This window comes from Ferrovum sp. JA12, from assembly GCF_001431705.1.
Lineage (GTDB): Bacteria > Pseudomonadota > Gammaproteobacteria > Burkholderiales > Ferrovaceae > PN-J185.
On record NZ_LJWX01000001.1, the window covers coordinates 698,348 to 717,351 of the forward strand.

19 protein-coding genes and 1 tRNA gene are annotated in these 19,004 nt (G+C 46.3%); 19 read left to right on the forward strand and 1 reads right to left on the reverse strand.

The genetic code is table 11. From position 1 onward, the window contains the following. Positions 1-4: 4 nt before the first annotated feature. From pstB to FERRO_RS03810, 19 genes are all read left to right on the forward strand, one after another. Positions 5-781, forward strand: coding sequence for a phosphate ABC transporter ATP-binding protein PstB (gene pstB / locus FERRO_RS03720; RefSeq protein ID WP_056929507.1), 777 nt, complete (start codon positions 5-7; stop codon positions 779-781). Positions 782-807: 26 nt separating this feature from the next. Beyond that, positions 808-1,563: a triose-phosphate isomerase gene (tpiA, locus tag FERRO_RS03725; RefSeq protein WP_056929508.1), complete on the forward strand. Its 756-nt coding sequence runs from the start codon at positions 808-810 to the stop codon at positions 1,561-1,563. A 27-nt stretch (positions 1,564-1,590) separates the two neighbouring features. Next, positions 1,591-1,938 (forward strand): preprotein translocase subunit SecG, encoded by a 348-nt coding sequence (gene secG, locus FERRO_RS03730; RefSeq protein WP_056929509.1) that lies wholly within the window; start codon positions 1,591-1,593, stop codon positions 1,936-1,938. A gap of 47 nt (positions 1,939-1,985) precedes the next feature. Further along, a tRNA-Leu gene (locus tag FERRO_RS03735) sits at positions 1,986-2,070 on the forward strand. A gap of 22 nt (positions 2,071-2,092) precedes the next feature. Beyond that, positions 2,093-2,449 carry an NADH-quinone oxidoreductase subunit A gene (locus FERRO_RS03740; RefSeq protein ID WP_056929510.1) on the forward strand — a complete coding sequence of 119 codons (357 nt, stop codon included), beginning with the start codon at positions 2,093-2,095 and terminating at the stop codon, positions 2,447-2,449. Positions 2,450-2,479: 30 nt separating this feature from the next. Continuing rightward, on the forward strand, positions 2,480-2,962 hold the full coding sequence (locus FERRO_RS03745; RefSeq protein WP_056929511.1) for a NuoB/complex I 20 kDa subunit family protein: 483 nt from the start codon (positions 2,480-2,482) through the stop codon (positions 2,960-2,962). Positions 2,963-2,967: 5 nt separating this feature from the next. After that, complete coding sequence (locus FERRO_RS03750; RefSeq protein WP_446718614.1) at positions 2,968-3,567, forward strand: NADH-quinone oxidoreductase subunit C; 600 nt, start codon at positions 2,968-2,970, stop codon at positions 3,565-3,567. After that, positions 3,560-4,816: an NADH-quinone oxidoreductase subunit D gene (locus FERRO_RS03755; RefSeq protein ID WP_056929513.1), complete on the forward strand. Its 1,257-nt coding sequence runs from the start codon at positions 3,560-3,562 to the stop codon at positions 4,814-4,816. Before FERRO_RS03750 ends, FERRO_RS03755 begins: the two co-directional genes overlap by 8 nt. Continuing rightward, a complete protein-coding gene (gene nuoE, locus FERRO_RS03760) occupies positions 4,813-5,295 on the forward strand; it encodes an NADH-quinone oxidoreductase subunit NuoE (protein ID WP_056929514.1) in 483 nt (160 codons plus the stop codon). The genes FERRO_RS03755 and nuoE overlap by 4 nt, the downstream gene beginning before the upstream one ends. After that, positions 5,292-6,587: an NADH-quinone oxidoreductase subunit NuoF gene (gene nuoF / locus FERRO_RS03765; RefSeq protein WP_056929515.1), complete on the forward strand. Its 1,296-nt coding sequence runs from the start codon at positions 5,292-5,294 to the stop codon at positions 6,585-6,587. The genes nuoE and nuoF overlap by 4 nt, the downstream gene beginning before the upstream one ends. Before the next feature lie 2 nt (positions 6,588-6,589). Then, positions 6,590-8,971, forward strand: coding sequence for an NADH-quinone oxidoreductase subunit NuoG (nuoG, locus tag FERRO_RS03770; RefSeq protein WP_152975690.1), 2,382 nt, complete (start codon positions 6,590-6,592; stop codon positions 8,969-8,971). Next, positions 8,971-10,014, forward strand: a complete 1,044-nt coding sequence (gene nuoH / locus FERRO_RS03775; RefSeq protein WP_056929516.1) for an NADH-quinone oxidoreductase subunit NuoH — start codon at positions 8,971-8,973, stop codon at positions 10,012-10,014. Before nuoG ends, nuoH begins: the two co-directional genes overlap by 1 nt. A gap of 9 nt (positions 10,015-10,023) precedes the next feature. Further along, positions 10,024-10,512, forward strand: coding sequence for an NADH-quinone oxidoreductase subunit NuoI (nuoI, locus tag FERRO_RS03780; RefSeq protein ID WP_056929517.1), 489 nt, complete (start codon positions 10,024-10,026; stop codon positions 10,510-10,512). Between the two features lie 15 nt (positions 10,513-10,527). Beyond that, positions 10,528-11,124, forward strand: coding sequence for an NADH-quinone oxidoreductase subunit J (locus FERRO_RS03785; RefSeq protein ID WP_056929518.1), 597 nt, complete (start codon positions 10,528-10,530; stop codon positions 11,122-11,124). Further along, the gene (nuoK, locus tag FERRO_RS03790; protein ID WP_082601167.1) at positions 11,121-11,429 is read left to right on the forward strand and encodes an NADH-quinone oxidoreductase subunit NuoK; all 309 of its coding nucleotides are present in this window, start codon (positions 11,121-11,123) and stop codon (positions 11,427-11,429) included. The genes FERRO_RS03785 and nuoK overlap by 4 nt, the downstream gene beginning before the upstream one ends. A gap of 9 nt (positions 11,430-11,438) precedes the next feature. Beyond that, positions 11,439-13,388: an NADH-quinone oxidoreductase subunit L gene (gene nuoL / locus FERRO_RS03795; protein WP_056929519.1), complete on the forward strand. Its 1,950-nt coding sequence runs from the start codon at positions 11,439-11,441 to the stop codon at positions 13,386-13,388. A gap of 15 nt (positions 13,389-13,403) precedes the next feature. Then, a complete protein-coding gene (locus tag FERRO_RS03800) occupies positions 13,404-14,882 on the forward strand; it encodes an NADH-quinone oxidoreductase subunit M (RefSeq protein WP_056929520.1) in 1,479 nt (492 codons plus the stop codon). A 10-nt stretch (positions 14,883-14,892) separates the two neighbouring features. Beyond that, entirely contained in the window at positions 14,893-16,341 is a 1,449-nt protein-coding gene (gene nuoN, locus FERRO_RS03805; RefSeq protein ID WP_056929521.1) for an NADH-quinone oxidoreductase subunit NuoN, read from the forward strand. Between the two features lie 5 nt (positions 16,342-16,346). Further along, the gene (locus tag FERRO_RS03810; RefSeq protein WP_056929792.1) at positions 16,347-16,913 is read left to right on the forward strand and encodes an NUDIX domain-containing protein; all 567 of its coding nucleotides are present in this window, start codon (positions 16,347-16,349) and stop codon (positions 16,911-16,913) included. 166 nt (positions 16,914-17,079) lie between these two features. Here the strand turns inward: FERRO_RS03810 and htpG are convergent, their stop codons facing one another. Continuing rightward, on the reverse strand, positions 17,080-18,927 hold the full coding sequence (gene htpG, locus FERRO_RS03815; protein WP_056929522.1) for a molecular chaperone HtpG: 1,848 nt from the start codon (positions 18,925-18,927) through the stop codon (positions 17,080-17,082). Positions 18,928-19,004 lie beyond the last annotated feature (77 nt).

A 19,004-nucleotide genomic window follows, 5' to 3' on the forward strand; every position in this document is an offset into this window, starting at 1 on the left:
CCCAATGACTCAACAGCATATTGATCCTCATTTACGTATCTCCGTGAGAAACTTAAATTTCTACTACGGTAAGTACCACGCTATCAAGAATGTCTCGATGGACGTTAAGTCAAATAAAGTTACCGCTTTCATCGGTCCATCGGGTTGTGGAAAGTCCACTTTATTGAGAACCTTTAACCGATTACATGAACTCTATCCACAAAATCGTGCCACTGGAGAGATACTCTTGGATGGGAAGAATGTACTCAATAGCCGCAGTGACCCGACGCTGCTTCGTGCGCGGGTGGGTATGGTGTTTCAAAAACCCACGCCTTTCCCCATGTCAATTTATGACAACATCGCCTTTGGGGTAAAGCTCTATGAGCGGTTATCGCGCGCAGAAATGGACGAGCGGGTGGAGTGGGCGTTGACCAAGGCCGCTTTATGGAAAGAAGTGAAAGATAAGTTAAATCAAAGCGGTTACGGCCTCTCTGGTGGGCAGCAACAGCGCCTATGTATTGCTCGATGTATTGCCATTAAACCTGAGGTAATTCTCCTTGATGAACCCACCTCAGCTCTGGATCCAATCTCCACCGCACACATTGAAGAATTGCTAGATGACCTTAAAACCGATTACACTGTTGTGATTGTGACGCATAATATGCAGCAGGCTGCACGCGTGTCTGATTACACGGCTTATATGTACCTGGGCGAACTCATTGAATTTGATGAGACCGATAAAATATTTACAAAACCCAATCAAAAAGCCACAGAAGATTACATCACAGGTAAATTTGGATAATTAATAATTAGCATAAAGGGGAGAGTATGCGCAAAAAGTTAGTGGCTGGTAATTGGAAAATGAATGGTTCTCTAACTGAAAACGAGGCGCTAATTAACTCCCTGATTCATCGGTCAGCGCGCTTTCAGTCTGTTCAAGTGGCGGTGATTCCCCCTTATCCCTATCTGGCGCAAGCCCAACAACTACTTCACTCCAGCACGATTGTTTGGGGAGCTCAAGATGTGAGTCTTGAGACGGGTTATGGTGCCTTTACAGGAGAAGTGAATGCTGGCATGCTTAAGGACTTTGGTTGTGAGTATGTAATTGTAGGACATTCTGAGCGTCGTCAGCGTCATCACGAAACGGATCAGCAGGTGGCTCGGAAGGCTAAGATTGCCGTTGATAACCATCTAAAACCCATCGTGTGTGTTGGTGAAACTTTGGCAGAGCGTGAAAAAGGGGAAACCTTATCGGTTTTATCCCGTCAGATAGATGCAGTGCTCAATACTTTAGCTATTGAGCAGTTGCAACAGGTGGTGCTTGCCTACGAGCCCATTTGGGCCATTGGTACTGGAAAGAGTGCCACGGTTCAACAGGTTCAGGAGGTTCATCAGACCTTGCGTCAGCGCGTTGAATCGCTAGATTGGGTCAGCGCGCAGGAATTAAATATTCTCTATGGTGGTAGCGTGAAACCGTCGAACGCGTTAGAATTGATGTCCTTACCCGATGTGGACGGTGCCCTCGTTGGCGGAGCCTCCCTCGTGGCAGAGGATTTTATTGCGATTATTGAAGCTGCAGCCTAAGTCTGCAGTAGTACAGGAAAATTAAGAATGTTGCATACTGTTATATGGGTTGTCCATGTTTTAGCGGCAATCGGGGTCATTGGTCTCGTTTTAATACAACACGGCAAGGGCGCGGATCTGGGTGCTGCATTTGGTAGTGGCTCAGCGGGAGGGTTGTTTGGTGCCTCAGGAGCCGGTAACTTTTTAAGCCGCACCACAGCGATATTGGCTGCGGTATTCTTTGCTACCAGTTTATTATTAACTTGGTTCTCAGGTCATGCAAATGACTCAACTAGCGTGATGCAACAAACGACAATTACTCAGCCGGCGCAACCAAAAGTGGCGCCGCAAGTACCGTCGGTTTCGGATTCTAAATCCTCTGAAATTCCGAAATAAAGAGGTGTAAAATTGTACGCAAAACGTACGAATAAATTAAAAATATTGCCGATGTGGTGAAATTGGTAGACACGCCGTCTTGAGGGGGCGGTGGCGAAAGCCGTAGCAGTTCGAGTCTGCTCATCGGCACCATTACGAGGGGGAGTTGTAGGTGATGGTGCAAAATTACTTGCCTGTATTACTATTTATTCTGGTAGGAATAGCCATTGGAGTATTACCTCCCTTGCTAGGCAAGCTATTGGCCCCTAGTCGCCCTGATGAAGCAAAAAACTCTCCCTATGAGTGTGGCTTTGAAGCCTTCGAAGACGCTCGCATGCGTTTTGACGTCCGCTATTATCTCGTTGCTATTCTATTTATTTTATTTGATTTGGAAATTGCATTCCTATTTCCTTGGGCTGTCGTGGTCAAGGATATCGGTTGGTTTGGTTTTGTGGCCATGATGGTCTTCCTGTTAATTCTCGTGGTAGGTTTTGTTTACGAGTGGGTAAAGGGAGCTTTGGAGTGGGAATAGGCAAATTATTGTTTTAGGAGGCGTCGCGCTATGGCTCTGGAAGGGGTATTAAAAGAAGGGTTTGTGACCACAAGTCTCGATACTATTATCAATTGGACGCGTACAGGGTCTCTGTGGCCCATGACCTTTGGTTTGGCTTGTTGTGCAGTTGAAATGATGCATGCCGGGGCGGCAAGGTACGACTTGGATCGCTTTGGTATCGTTTTTCGTCCCAGTCCACGTCAGTCAGATTTAATGATTGTAGCGGGTACTCTCTGCAATAAAATGGCCCCTGCTTTACGCAAGGTTTACGATCAAATGGCAGAACCTCGTTGGGTACTTTCCATGGGTTCCTGTGCTAATGGTGGCGGGTACTATCATTATTCTTATTCAGTGGTGCGGGGTTGTGATCGTATTGTGCCAGTGGATGTTTATGTTCCAGGCTGCCCTCCCACTGCTGAAGCGTTACTCTATGGGGTGATTCAATTGCAGCAAAAAATTCGCCGTACCACTACCATCGCACGCGCGGCTTGATCATGATAAATGTCCGATTAGAGCGTTTACAAGCGGAACTCACTGAGCGTTTGGCTGAGGCACTGGATAACAGCGTTATTCGTTTAAAAGAACTAACTTTAGAAGTGCAGGCTGCCAGTTGGCCCGCTACCGCGAAAATCTTGAGAGATGAGTTTCACTTTGAGCAACTCATTGATTTGTGTGGCGTCGATTATCTCACATATGAAGGGCGTGAAAGGGGGCCGCGTTTCGCCATTGTCTGTCACCTGTTGTCCGTTGAACATAATCTTCGTTTACGGGTTAGAGTGTTTGCTCAAGATGATACCTTACCTGTTTTGTCGTCCGTTGAGTCCATTTGGTCAGCGGCTAACTGGATGGAAAGAGAGGCCTTTGATTTGTTTGGGATTCTTTTTGAGGGGCATCCTGACCTACGTCGCTTGTTAACGGATTATGGTTTTATCGGGCATCCCTTTAGAAAAGATTTTCCGGTATCAGGTTACGTGGAAATGCGTTATGACGAGCAGCAAAAACGGGTGGTTTATCAGCCGTTAACCTTGGTGCCAAGAGAAATAGTCCCGCGTATCACGCGCCCAGATAATTATGGAGATAATGAGCACCATGGCTGAGATTAGAAATTACACCATGAACTTTGGCCCGCAGCACCCTGCGGCCCATGGTGTATTACGTTTAGTGCTGGAGTTAGATGGCGAAGTGATTGAACGCGCTGATCCTCATATCGGTTTATTGCATCGTGCTACTGAGAAGCTTGCTGAGACCCGTACTTACTTACAAAACGTACCTTACATGGATCGTTTGGATTACGTGTCCATGATGTGTAATGAGCATGGTTATGTGTTGGCTCTGGAAAAGTTATTGCACATTGAGGTGCCGCGGCGTGCTCAATATATTCGCGTAATGTTTGATGAGATCACGCGTATTTTAAATCACTTGCTATGGCTTGGAGCCCATGCTCTGGACGTGGGCGCCATGACCGTCTTTCTTTATGCTTTTCGTGAGCGTGAGGATTTAATGGATTGTTATGAGGCGGTTTCTGGGGCCAGAATGCATGCTGCTTATTATCGCCCCGGTGGCGTCTATCGTGATTTACCAGAGCGCATGCCCCAGCATTTGGCCAATAAAGGCGGACGCAGTGACAGTAAAGCTCATCACCTCAATGCTAACCGTCATGGTTCCATGCTTGATTTCATTGAGGACTTTACTGAGCGTTTCCCTGCCTTGGTAGACGAATATGAAACCTTACTGACTGATAACCGTATTTGGAAACAAAGAACCGTAGGGATTGGTGTGGTCAGTCCTGAACGAGCACTCAACTTAGGTTTCACGGGTCCCATGCTAAGGGGCTCTGGGGTGGCCTGGGATTTGCGTAAAAAACAACCCTATGAGGTCTATGGAGATCTTGAGTTTGATATTCCAGTGGGGGTTAACGGTGATTGTTACGATCGATATTTGGTCCGCATTGAGGAGATGCGTCAGTCAAACCTGATTATCCGCCAGTGTGTCAATTGGTTACGGGCTAACCCAGGGGCGGTGATTACGGAAAATCATAAGGTGGCTCCTCCTTCCCGGACGGATATGAAGACCAATATGGAAGAACTGATTCATCACTTTAAATTATTCACTGAGGGGATGCATATTCCTGCCGGTGAAGCGTTAGCCAGTGTCGAAGCGCCTAAGGGGGAGTTTTCTATTTACATGATTTCAGATGGCGCCAACAAACCTTATCGTTTAAAAATTCGTGCACCCGGTTATGCACATTTGTCAGGCTTGGATGAAATGACGAGGGGGCATATGATTGCTGACTTGGTGGCTATTATTGGTACGCAAGACATAGTGTTTGGGGAGATTGACCGGTGAGCTTATTATCTAAAGCATCCCTTGAAAAAATCGATCACGAGATAAACAAGTATCCTCCCGAGCAAAAACAATCGGCTGTGATGTCAGCCTTAAGAATTGCTCAGGAGGAGCATGGTTGGTTATCTACAGAGGTTATGGATAGTGTGGCGGCTTATTTAGGTATGCCGACCATCGCCGTGTATGAAGTGGCCACCTTCTATGAGATGTATAACACTAAACCTATGGGTAAGTATAAGCTTACTCTTTGTACTAATTTGCCTTGCGCTCTCTCTGGTGCGGATGCTGTATGTAAAAAACTCAAGGAGCGATTAGGCATTGACTTTAACGAAGTGACTGCAGATGGGCTCTTTAGTCTTAAGGAAGGGCAATGCTTTGGGGCCTGTGGCGATGCGCCTGTGCTCTTAATCAATAACCATGAGATGCGCTCTTTTGTGAGTGAAGAGAAATTAGACGACTTGTTAAAGGAGTTACAGTCATGACCCAAGTGATATTAGGTCAACTAGGTGACAACAAAGAACATACGTGGCGTTTAAATGATTATGTGAAACGCGGTGGCTATGAAGCCCTTAAAAAAATATTAAGTGGCATGAGTGCTGAGGCGGTGATTGATGAGGTGAAAAAGTCTGGTTTGCGCGGACGAGGCGGAGCGGGTTTTCCTACTGGCACCAAATGGACCTTTATGCCCAAAGAAGTGAGTGGTGAACGCTATGTGGTGTGTAACTCAGATGAAGGAGAGCCTGGTACTTTTAAAGATCGCGATATCCTGCGTTATAATCCCCATGCGGTGATTGAGGGCATGATTATAGCGGGTTTTGCGATGCGTGCTACCCGCGGTTACAACTATATTCATGGCGAGATTTGGTCAGTGTATGAGCGTTGTGAAGAAGCGGTTGCCGAAGCAAGAGCGGCAGGGTTTTTAGGCGAGCGTATTTTAGGCAGTGACTTTTCTTTTGAATTGTTTAATCACCATGGTTATGGCGCTTATATTTGTGGCGAAGAAACAGCCCTGTTAGAGTCACTGGAAGGAAAAAAAGGTCAGCCACGTTACAAACCTCCTTTTCCAGCCACCTATGGCTTATATGGTCGGCCTACCACCATTAATAATACAGAAACCTTTGCTAATATTCCCTGGATTATCCGTCAGGGGGGGGAAGCTTATCTGAATTTGGGTCGTCCAAATAACGGTGGTACCAAAATTTTTTCCGTATCAGGACATGTGAATCGCCCCGGTAATTACGAGGTCCCCCTGGGCACTCCTTTTGCTCAATTATTGGAGATGGCGGGAGGTATGAGAGGGGGTAAGACAATTAAAGCGGTGATTCCCGGTGGTTCCTCTATGCCTGTTATTCCTGGACACATCATGATGGACACGGATATGGATTACGACTCTATTGCTAAGGCAGGGTCTATGCTAGGTTCCGGTGCTGTTATTGTCATGGATGAGAGTACTTGCATGGTCAGAGCATTGGAGAGATTGTCTTACTTTTATCATGAAGAGTCCTGTGGTCAATGTACTCCGTGTCGAGAGGGCACAGGCTGGTTGTATCGTGTTGTTCACCGTATCGAAAAAGGTGAGGGACGTAGTGACGACTTGGATTTATTGTTATCCTTAAGCAACAATATTCAAGGGCGAACCATTTGCGCCCTAGGGGACGCAGCAGCCATGCCTGTACGCGCTTTTGTCACACATTATCGCGATGAATTCGAGTACCACATTACGCACAAGCATTGTCTTGTGGGGGCGACACAAGTTTCTGAAAAGGCGGCGTAATCATGGCTCTGGTGACAGTTGAAATCGATGGTCAAACCACCCAAGTGGAAAGTGGTCGCACGGTAATGGATGCGGCACGAAAGTTGGGTATTAAAATTCCTCATTTTTGTTATCACAGAAAACTTTCCATTGCCGCTAATTGCCGCATGTGTCTCGTGCAGGTTGAAAAGGCGCCCAAACCACTGCCTGCCTGCGCAACCCCGGCTACTGAGGGGATGAGAGTGTTTACTCATTCTGAATACGCCATTAATGCTCAAAAAGCGGTGATGGAGTTTTTATTAATCAACCACCCCTTGGATTGCCCTATTTGTGACCAAGGGGGTGAGTGTAAATTGCAAGATATCAGTGTGGGCTATGGTGGTAGTGCCTCTCGTTTTAAAGAAGAAAAACGAGTGGTCAGTAATAAAAACTTAGGCTCCTTGATTCAAACAGAAATGACGCGTTGCATTTTATGTACGCGCTGTGTGCGCTTTGGTCAGGAGATTGCAGGGGTGATGGAATTAGGTGTTGGTGGTCGGGGTGAACGATCTGAGGTGTTAGCCTTTGTCGACCGCACCGTTAACTCTGAAATCTCGGGTAACGTTATCGATTTATGTCCGGTGGGGGCCCTTACTTCAAAACCTTTCCGATATCGTGCGCGGACCTGGGAGCTACAACGCTCACCCAGTGTCAGTCCCCATGATGCTATGGGTAGTCAACTTATGGTGGAAGTTAAGTTGAAGAAGGAAGTAGTGCGGGTGGTGCCTGGTAAAGACGATAGTATTAATGAATGTTGGTTGTCTGATAGAGATCGTTTTGGTTTTGAAGCGGTTAACAGTGACGATCGTTTGTTAAAACCCATGATTAAAGACCAAGGTGAATGGCGTGAGGCGGATTGGGTAGAGGCTCTGCAAGTGGTGGTGGATGCCTTCAGTAAAATTAAATCAGCTCACGGTGCTAACGCTCTAGGGTTGTGGGCAAGCCCACAACTTTCTTTAGAGGAATTATGGTTGGCGCAAAAACTGCTGCGTGATTTGGGCTCCTCTAACATTGATCACCGTTTGCGCCAACGTGATTTTTCTATGGACCATGCTGAGGCTTCGGTACCTTGGTTAGGGATGGCCATTGATGAATGGTCGCGATTAAAGTCTGTCTTGTTGGTGGGTTCCAGACTTCGCCTTGAATATCCTTTACTGGCAGTGCGCCTTCGTCATGCCGTAAAAAATGGTGCTGACGTTCACTTGATTAACTCTTTTACTGATGATTTGGCAATGCCTACGGGCCAACAGCTGGTGGGCACTCCCAGTGTTTTGCCCAGCTTATTAGCACAAGTAGTTGAGGCCGCTGCCCAGCAATCAGGGCAGTCGGTTAGCGCCAATTGTGCGCCCATGATGGGAGCTGTGGTGAGTCCTGAGGCCTTAGCCATTGCCTACAGCTTGTTAGCTGATGGCCCTAAGACCGTGGTGCTGGGTCATTTGGCTGAGCAGCACGAGGACTATGCCACGTTATGGAGCTTGGCCCAAGAGCTGTGTCGTTTAACGGGTGCCACCTTGTCCTACTTGCCGCAAGGTGCTAACGCGATGGCTGCCTATATCGCTGGCGTGCTGCCTTATCAAGGAAGTCTTGGAGCGCACCAGTATCAAGGTATGAATTTCCAGCAAATGTTGGACCAACCACGCCAAGCCCTAATGGTATTAGGGCTTGAGCCAAATCTTGACGCACTCAATGCGCAGGGGGCTGTGCAGGCATTACAGGCCGCAGAGTTTGTGGTGGCGATGCATGCCTTTAAGGGAGATTTGCCTAACTGGGCCGATGTCATTTTACCCATTGCCGCCTTCACTGAAACGCCAGGGACCTTTATTAATATGGCGGGTCATGTGCAAACAGTTAAGGCTGCTATTCATCCCAAGGGTGAGAGTCGACCCCTGTGGAAAGTATTACGGGTGCTGGCGAACCTCTTTGAGCTGCCTGGTTATCAATACGATACCCTCGAGGAAGTATATCGCGATAGCGAAAACAATTGGGTGTCGGTGATTGAACAAAAATTAAATAACCATAAACAGTATTTACCAGCTTTAAAAATGCGCGCTTCCCTCAATATGCTGGAACGTTTAACTGAGGTACCACCCTATCAAATCGATGCACTAACGCGTCATTCTGTGCCCTTGCAAGAGAGTGCGCTGGGGCAGTGTCGTCATGTTGAACTCTCCGCGCTCACTGCGAGCAAACTGCGTCTAACAGAGGGGCAATTAGTGCGAGTTGGGCAGGGTGTTGGCACAACACAATTAATGCTAAAGATAAATAATCACTTGGCTGATCAGGTTATTTGGATTCCCAGTGGGCTCAAAGAGACACAGGAATTGGCTATTCAGCACCCAACTATTACTGTGGAGGCCATCAGTTAATGCAATTTTTAATGGACTTTTTTGGCCCTCTTTGGCCCTTCGTCTGGACGTTGCTTAAAATCATCGTTATTGTACTGCCTCTTCTAGGAGCGGTGGCTTATCTGACCTTGGCTGAGCGAAAAGTCATTGGCTATATGCAAATACGTATTGGTCCCAATCGCGTGGGACCTAAGGGCTTACTGCAACCGATTGCCGATGCGATTAAATTGCTCATGAAAGAGATCGTGGTGCCCACCGGAGCTAACCGTTTTTTGTTTGTGTTAGCCCCAGTTTTAGCCATCATGCCAGCCTTAGCTGCTTGGGCGGTGGTTCCCTTTGGTCCTGATTTAGTGTTAGCTAATGTCAATGCCGGCTTACTCTATATCATGGCCATTACTTCCGTGGGCGTTTACGGGGTAGTGATCGCCGGGTGGGCCTCTAACTCTAAATATGCTTTTTTAGGGGCCTTACGCTCAGCAGCGCAAATTGTGTCCTATGAAATTGCTATGGGGTTTGCTCTAGTTACAGTGTTGATGATGTCAAAGAGCCTGAATTTAACGGACATTGTCCTCTCTCAACGAGGTGCCTATGGCTTGCTGCAGTGGAATTGGGTGCCCTTATTTCCTATGTTTGTGATTTACGTGATTTCAGGCACCGCGGAAACCAATCGTGCACCCTTTGATGTGGCGGAGGGTGAGTCAGAGATTGTGGCGGGTTTTCATGTGGAGTATTCAGGGATGGCCTTTGCTATTTTCTTTTTAGCAGAATATGCCAACATGATTTTAATTGCCGCACTCACCTCTATTATGTTTATGGGAGGCTGGCTCTCTCCTGTGTCCTTTATTCCAGATGGTATTCTTTGGCTGTTTGCTAAAATGGCCTTTGTGTTGTTCTTGTTCTTATGGTTTAGAGCCACTTTTCCACGCTACCGCTATGATCAAATCATGCGTTTAGGCTGGAAGGTGTTTATTCCCTTGACGTTAGTATGGCTAGTGGTAGTGGGGATTCTGGTGCAAGCCCCCTTTCGCTCCATGCCCATACTGAATATTTGGTTCCATGGATAGGAGTAGATGATGGGTGCCATCGCAGAGTTTGTTAAAAGCTTAATGTTAAGTGAGCTGATTAAGGGTATGGGTGTGACGGGAAAACACTTCTTTTCACGTAAGATCACGGTACAATATCCGGAAGAAAAAACCCCTCAGTCGCCACGTTTTCGAGGACTGCATGCCCTGCGACGCTATCCTAACGGTGAGGAGCGTTGCATTGCCTGTAAATTATGTGAAGCAGTTTGCCCAGCCATGGCGATTACCATAGAGTCTGAGGTGCGTGCCGATGGTTCAAGACGCACCACCCGTTACGACATTGATCTCACCAAGTGTATCTTCTGTGGTTTTTGTGAAGAATCCTGTCCTGTGGATTCTATTGTGGAAACCCGCGTGTTTGAATATCACGGGGAACAACGTGGAGATTTATTAATGACCAAGGATAAATTATTGGCTATTGGTGATCGTTATGAAGAACAGATCGCCCAGGATCGAGCCCAAGATGCTCCTTATCGTTAAAGGAATGAGAGATTGATGACTTCTTCTGTTCTATTATTTACGGCCTTTGCTGTGATTTTGATTGTGGCGGCACTGGGCGTCATTACTGCCCGTAACCCCGTGCATGCGGCGCTGTTTTTGGTGTTGTCTTTTTTTACGGGATCGGCCCTGTGGATGATGCTGGAGGCAGAGTTTTTAGCAATTGCCCTGGTTTTAGTTTATGTTGGCGCCGTGATGGTGCTCTTTTTGTTTGTGGTGATGATGCTTAATATTGATCTTGATCGCTTGCGTGAGGGATTTTGGAGACATTTACCACTGGGTGCTGGGGTAGCGATTTTAATGGTTGTTGAGATGGTGCTGGTGGTGAGCAGTAAACAGTTTGCCAAGATGACCACTGTGGGCAATACCACAGGAGTGAGTAATACCCAAGAGTTAGGGTTATTGTTGTATAACCAGTATGTTTATCCTTTTGAGTTAGCGGCGGCGATTTTACTTTTAGCCATTGTGGCGGCCATTGCGCTGACTCATCGGCGTAGAAAGGATTCGCGTTATATGGATCCGGCCGCGCAGGTGGGTGTGAAAGCCTCAGAGCGTATTAAAATCATTAAAATGCCGGCGGAGAGAGATCTGTGAGTTTGAATTTAACTGATTATTTGATGCTCGCTGCGGTACTGTTTGCTATCAGTATCGTGGGGATTTTTTTAAACCGTAAAAATGTCATTATTTTATTAATGTGTATTGAATTAATGCTGCTTGCTGTTAATTTGAACTTCATTGCCTTTTCCCATTATTTGAACGATACGGCGGGGCAAATTTTTGTCTTTTTTATTTTAACGGTAGCCGCGGCGGAATCGGCGATTGGGCTGGCTATTTTAGTGGTGCTCTTTAGAAATATCCGCACTATTAATGTGGATGATATTAACCAACTCAAGGAATAAGCTGTGAGCATGATATCGCTTTATCTCATCGTTCCGATGGCGCCTCTGGTGGGCGCCCTCTTGGCCGGATTGCTGGGTAAGACCCTAGGTCGAACTCTCAGTCATGTACTGACTATCACCGGAGTATTGGTATCCTTTGTGGCGTCCCTCGCCATTGCCCAAGATGTGTTGGCGGGCCACACCTTTAACGGTAACTTATATACCTGGATGAGTGCTGGGGAGTTATCCTTTCATGTGGGGTTTTTGTTAGACCCATTAACAGTGACCATGATGTTGGTGGTGACCTTTGTTTCTCTCATAGTGCATATTTATACCGTGGGCTATATGCGAGACGACCCGGGTTATCAACGTTTTTTTAGCTATATATCCCTCTTTACCTTTGCTATGCTCATGCTGGTCATGTCAAACAACTTCCTCCAACTGTTCTTTGGTTGGGAAGCGGTGGGACTCGTGTCTTACTTACTAATCGGTTTCTGGTTTCAGCGCTCTACGGCTGTGGTAGCTAACATCAAGGCTTTTTTGGTCAACCGGGTGGGTGATCTAGGTTTTCTGTTAGGTATTGGTTTGATTCTAGCTTACTTTCATTCACTGGATTACGCCACGGTGTTCTCCATGGTGCCGCAGCTTATACATCAACACATCATGTTGATCAGTGGCTACAGCTGGTCCTTAATCTCCGTTATTTGTATTTTACTTTTTATCGGCGCTATGGGTAAGTCAGCGCAAATGCCCTTACACGTTTGGTTACCCGATTCCATGGAGGGTCCCACTCCCATATCGGCCTTAATCCATGCGGCCACCATGGTGACGGCTGGGATCTTTATGGTGTCCAGAATGTCGCCACTTTTTGAAGTCTCTGATACAGCGCGCTCCTTTATTTTAGTTATCGGCGCCTCCACTGCGCTATTCATGGCCTTTTTAGGAGTTATTCAATACGATATTAAACGAGTCATTGCTTACTCCACCCTGTCGCAATTAGGATACATGACAGTGGCCTTGGGCGCTTCAGCTTATCCTGTGGCGATTTTTCATTTGGGTACCCATGCTTTCTTCAAAGCCCTGCTCTTTTTAGCAGCAGGCTCCGTCATCCATGCCATGCATCACGATCAGGATATGCGCCATATGGGGGGGCTTAGAAGATATTTGCCGATTACTTATCTGACTGCTTTAATCGGCTCCCTAGCCCTCTCAGGTATTCCTCCCTTTGCCGGCTTTTTTTCTAAGGACTTAATTATTGAGTCGCTGAGTACCGTCACCTTGTATGGGGCAGGGTATGCGCAGTTTGCTGTGACCGCTGGGGTATTCATCACGGCTTTTTACACGTTCCGTATGTTCTTTATGACCTTTCACGGGCAGGAGCGAATGGATCATCACACTAAAGAGCATTTACATGAATCCCCTTGGGTGATTACTTTGCCTTTAGTACTGTTGGCTATCCCATCCTTGATTGCAGGCTATTTGTTAATCGGCCCCATGATCATGGGTGATTACTTTGGTACAGCCATAATGATTAATCCCCAGCACACGGCGGTGCATTTGTTGCGGGAGGAGTTCACGACGCCGGTGGCCTTTATGATCAGTGCTCTCTCTTCAGCCCCTCTGTGGTTAGCCCTTGCTGGCATTGTCTTGGCAGCGGTGTTGTATGTATTCATGCCAGCCTTGCCCGAGAAAATCAAAGCCCATGCAGGCGTTGTTTATACTCTCTTAAGCCATAACTATTACTTTGACTGGTTTAATGATCGAGTGCTCTCACGGGGGACGTTATTCTTGGGTGACAAGTTATGGCACTATGGCGATATCACGTTAATTGATGGCACCATGGTCATGGGTTCAGTGCGCTCCATAAGTCGTTTTGCGGGTCGTTTGCGGCAGTTGCAAACGGGCTATATTTATCATTATGCATTTATCATGATCTTTGGTGTGTTTGCGCTCATGAGTCTTTGGTTTATAAGAGGGTAAGGGTGAACGGTTGATATGAATTTCCATGCCTATTTGTCATTTAGTATCTGGTTACCCATTATCATGGGCTGTCTCGTGGCGCTTACAGAGCACGAGGTACGGCGTCTCACCCTAAGTCTGTCATTGTTAGGGGCGGTGTTAAGCTTTTTAGTCACCCTGCCGCTGTATGCCCAATTTTCATCTACTACCCCAGGCATGCAGTTTGTGGAATTGGTGCCCTGGATTAAAGCCTATAATATTAATTATTCTTTAGGTATCGATGGCATTTCTCTGTGGTTTGTCTTGCTAAACAGTTTTGTAACGATTTTAGTGGTGATTGCCGGCTGGGTCGTGATTCGCAAGCATTTAGCGCAATATATGGCAGCTTTCTTAATCTCATCGGGCTTAATTAATGGTATTTTTGAGTCCCTTGATGCGGTTCTCTTTTACGTATTTTTTGAGGCGACCCTAATCCCCATGTTCTTGATTATTGGTATGTGGGGAGGACCACAACGGGTCTATGCCTCCATCAAGTTCTTTCTGTATACCCTGATGGGTTCCTTATTGATGTTAGCGGCTTTTATTTATCTCTATTTTGAAGCGGGTCGCAGCTTTGATATTTTGAAATTTCAAGCCCTAAGCTTAGCTTTACCTGTACAGATTATGATTTTCTTGGCATTTTTTGCATCCTTTGCCGTGAAAGCTGCCATGTGGCCTTTTCATACTTGGTTGCCCGATGCTCACGTGGAGGCGCCCACCGGAGGCTCGGTAATTTTAGCTGCCATTACACTGAAGACCGGAGCCTACGGCTTTTTGCGTTTTAGCCTACCCATTACCCCTAACGCAGCCCATACCTTGTCGGGTATGATGATTGGTTTATCCTTGGTGGCGATCATTTATGTGGCCTTAGTGGCCTTAATACAAAAGGATATGAAGAAACTCATTGCCTACTCATCTGTCTCGCACATGGGCTTTGTTACCTTAGGTATTTTTATGTTTAATACCCTGGGTATTGAGGGCAGTATTCTACAAATGATTTCCCACGCTTTTGTCTCCATTGCGATGTTTTTATGTATTGGGGTGTTATACGATCGGATGCACACGCGAGACATTAAGGCCTATGGAGGGGTTGCCAATACAATGCCAGTATTTGCAGCGTTTCTCATGCTCTTTGCCATGGCGAGTGCGGGACTACCTGGAACAAGCGGCTTTGTAGGAGAGTTCACCGTAATTCTTGGCGCCATTAAAGTGAACTTCTGGTATGCCTTACTGGCCTCTCTCAATTTAGTGTTTGGGGCAGCTTATATATTATGGATGTATAAACGCGTGATTTTTGGGGAAGTGGCCAACGCTGAGGTGGCACAATTAGAAGATGTTACCGCCCGCGAGAAGTTTTTTTTGGCCATTATCGTGGTGTTAATTATTGCCATGGGGCTTTATCCGCAATTAATTACGAGTACGTTACACACTTCTGTGAATCAGTTGATTCAACAGTCGTCAGCGATTAAGTATTAATGGAGCATCAATGAACTTTGCCTTTGCCAGTATTGCCCCAGCACTTCCTGAGATAGTTCTCTTAACAGCACTGTGTTTGCTATTGTTATTGGATCTATGGATTAATGATGAAAATCGGTTTTATACCTATGTGCTGGCCCAATTATCCTTAATTGCTACCGGTATTAGTGTCTTGACGCTTAGCGCTGGGACTGCGATGACGGCCTTTGGTGGCATGTTTATCAGTGATGAATTAACCCGTACTTTAAATATATTTTCTTTGATTACCATGGGCTTTGTGTTTGCCTATTCCCGCTTGTATTCGCAACAACGAGGGTTGTTTAAGGGAGAGTTTTTTGTATTAATGCTCTTTGCCCTACTAGGCATCATGGTAATGATCTCTGCTAATCATTTCCTGGTTCTCTATTTGGGTCTTGAAATGCTATCACTCGCTCAATGTGCTTTGATTGCTCTACAAAGAGAGTCTAAACAAGCCACAGAGGCGGCCATGAAGTATTTTGTGCTCTCTGCTCTGGCCTCCGGTTTATTGCTCTATGGCTTATCCATGCTCTATGGTGCCACGGGCTCCTTAATGATTCCAGAAGTGGCCAACGCCATTGCGGCGAATACCATTGATCCAGCCATTTTGGTGTTTGGTTTAGTGTTTGTGGTAGCCGGAGTAGGCTTTAAGCTTGGAGCAGTTCCTTTTCATATGTGGATTCCTGATGTGTATGAGGGATCTCCCACCTCCGTCACCTTATTTGTGGCTTCAGTACCCAAGATTGCTGCCTTTGCTTTTATTATTCGTTTATTAGTAGGGGCACTGGGTGCCATGGTGAGTGATTGGCAACCCATGCTGGTCATTATGGCAGTACTCTCTATTGGCCTGGGTAATATTGTGGCCATTGCACAAACCAACATTAAACGCATGTTGGCCTATTCTACCATTGCGCATATGGGCTATTTACTGCTAGGGATTCTCTCCGCCAGCGTTGCCGGCTATGCTGCTTCCATGTTTTACGTGGCCTCTTACGTGATTGTGTCAATAGCCGCCTTAGGGATTGTGATGTTGCTCTCCCGCCATGGCTTTGAGGGGGATCGACTGGAGGATTTTAAGGGCCTCAATAATCGTAGCCCATGGATCGCTTTTATGATGTTGCTGGTGATGCTTTCCATGGCCGGTGTTCCTCCCTCGGTGGGATTCTTTGCCAAACTCTCGGTGTTAAGCGCAGTGCTGGACGCAGGCTATACTTGGCTGGTGGTGTATGCAGTGATTATGTCACTGATCGGGGCTTTCTTTTATCTCAGAGTGATCAAGCTGATGTATATGGATGATCCTGTATCTGAGGAGCCCTTGGTCGCAGAACCAGATCATCTAATTCTCATTGGCTTAAATGGTTTAGTTATTTTTGTGTTGGGTATAATCCCTCAGTCTCTGATTGATCTGTGTGTGAATTCCATTACCCGTTCATTCAGATAATGATTATGAAAAATATTCTTGATGGTTTCCCCGATTTCACTGAATCACAATTAACCACTGAAGAGATATTTAAAGGGCGACTATTAGATGTTCGCCGCGACTCTGTCTCACTTCCCAACGGAGCTGAGGCCGTGCGTGAATATATTGTGCACAGTGGTGCTGCTGCCATAATTCCGTTAATGGAGGACGGCAGTGTCCTCCTCGAGTACCAATATCGCTATCCCAACCAACGTCACTATATTGAAATTCCTGCTGGTAAATTAGAGCCCCATGAGCCCACCCTGGTGGCCGCTCAGAGAGAATTGCTGGAAGAAACGGGATACCGCGCAGATCACTGGTTACATCTCACTACGTTACATTTATGTATTGCTTATTCTACTGAAAAAATTGAGTTTTTTTTAGCCCGTGGCTTGCACTTCGAAGCCCATGATCGTGATGAGGAGGAGTTTCTTGAAACTCTGGCGCTTCCCCTAGAGGATGCTTTTCAGTGGGTTGCTGACGGACGTATCAATGATGCCAAAACGGTGGCGGGGCTGTTATGGTTAAAAGCTTTTGGTCAGCATTTACTCTAATAGGTACAAGCCTGGTGGTGATGACTAATAGCTTCGAGAAAAAGTCCCCTTTCATTATTTGTTAAGGATCTAGGGCGTTTTAATGGATCCCGTGAATGACATGGTACGACCCCATTAACCCTATATTAAGTAGGATTAATGGGGAGTTAATGGCAATTGTTAAAAGTTACACAATAAGCTGATTAATGCGTCTAACGAAACCTGCCGGATCCTCTAACACCCCTCCCTCAGCAATGAGAGATTGTTCCAAGAGTAGCAAACTCCATTCTTTGATTTTTTCATTATCGGTCTCTAGCTGAAGACGCGTAATTAACCGGTGATCTGGATTAATTTCAAGAATGGGTTTGGATTGAGGGACCTCCTGTCCTGCTGCTTTGAGTAGGCGCTCCAAATGCCCGGAGATGGCACCTTCTTCCATAACAAGACAAGCGGGAGACTCTGTTAAGCGCTGACTAATTCGTACTTCCTTAACGCGCTCCCCCAAGGCTTCGGTTATGGCATCAATTAAGGGTTTGAGTTTTTCATTCTCCTGAGTTTCAATGGTAGGAGAGTCAACCCCTAAGGCGCTTAAGTCAAGATCTCCCTTAGCCACGGAATGCAAGGGTTTAGCTTCGAACTCATGTAAATGACTCACTACCCATTCATCAACGCGATCGCTCAGTAATAACACCTCAATACCGTGACGCTTGAAAATTTCTAGATGAGGACTGTTTTTAGCAGCTGTCCAGCTGTCTGCGGTCACGTAATAAATAGCCTTTTGTTCCGGCTTCATGCGCGAGAGATAGTCGCTCAGCGATACGCTTTGCTGTGCATCGTCTAAGTGAGTACTGGAAAAGCGTAGTAATTTTGCCCATTTGTCGCGGTTGGCATGTTCCTCCGCTGCCCCCTCCTTGAAAACTTGACCAAAGGAGTTCCAGAATTTTTGATAGCGCTCCGTGCTGTCTTTTGCTATATCCTCTAACAAGGATAATATTTTTTTGGTGGAGCCCAAGCGGATCGCATCAATATCCTTTGACTCTTGCAGGATTTCACGGGACACGTTGAGCGGTAAATCCGCTGAATCAATGACCCCACGAACAAAACGCAGGTAGTGAGGCAACAGCTTCTCAGCATCTTCCATAATAAATACGCGACGAACGTAGAGTTTAATACCGTGGCGTTGTTCGCGATCAAACAGATCAAAGGGCGGGTGTGAGGGAATATAGAGTAATTGTGTATACTCCTGTTTACCCTCAACCTTGGCGTGTGTCCAAGCCATAGGCTCCTCAAAGTCATGGGAAACATGCTTATAAAACTCTTTATATTCCTCATCGGTAATCTCTTGCCTAGAGCGCGCCCATAAAGCATTGGCTTGGTTTAGGGTTTCATCCTCTTCCGCGGTTTTCATCACAATCGGCAGTTGGATATGGTCTGAATAACGACGCACTAAATTTTTAATTTCCCAAGGTTCTAGGAACTGGTTTTCTTCTTCTTTCAAATGTAAAACAATGGTGGTGCCACGTTCAGCTTGGGTCACGGTTTCCAAGGTAAAACTGCCATCGCCCTGAGACTCCCAACGCACTGCCTCCTCAAGGGGGGCTCCCGCTCTGCGAGTGGTGAGGGTCACCCTATCGGCCACAATAAAGGCTGAGTAAAAACCAACACCAAATTGGCCAATGAGTGCTGCATCTCGGGCTTCATCACCGGTGAGTTGGTTCAGAAAGGATTTGGTGCCAGAGTGGGCAATGGTCCCAATATTATGAATAACTTCATCACGGCTCATGCCAATACCGTTATCAATGAGAGTTAAGGTGCGCTCCTCTTTATTGAGGGCGATACGCACTGTCAGCTCAGTATCCCCCTCCCATAGGGCAGGATGTTTAATGGCCTCAAAACGCAACTTATCACAGGCATCTGAGGCGTTCGAGATGAGTTCCCGTAAGAAAATTTCTTTATTACTGTATAAAGAATGAATCATTAGATGTAACAGCTGATTCACTTCTGTTTGAAACTGCATGGACTGTTTGTCGCTCATAGTAGATGTACTCCGAATTCTATAAAAGAAAATAATTTTTTTAGTAGGTGGGGATGCTTAAGAGGATTTCAAGTGGC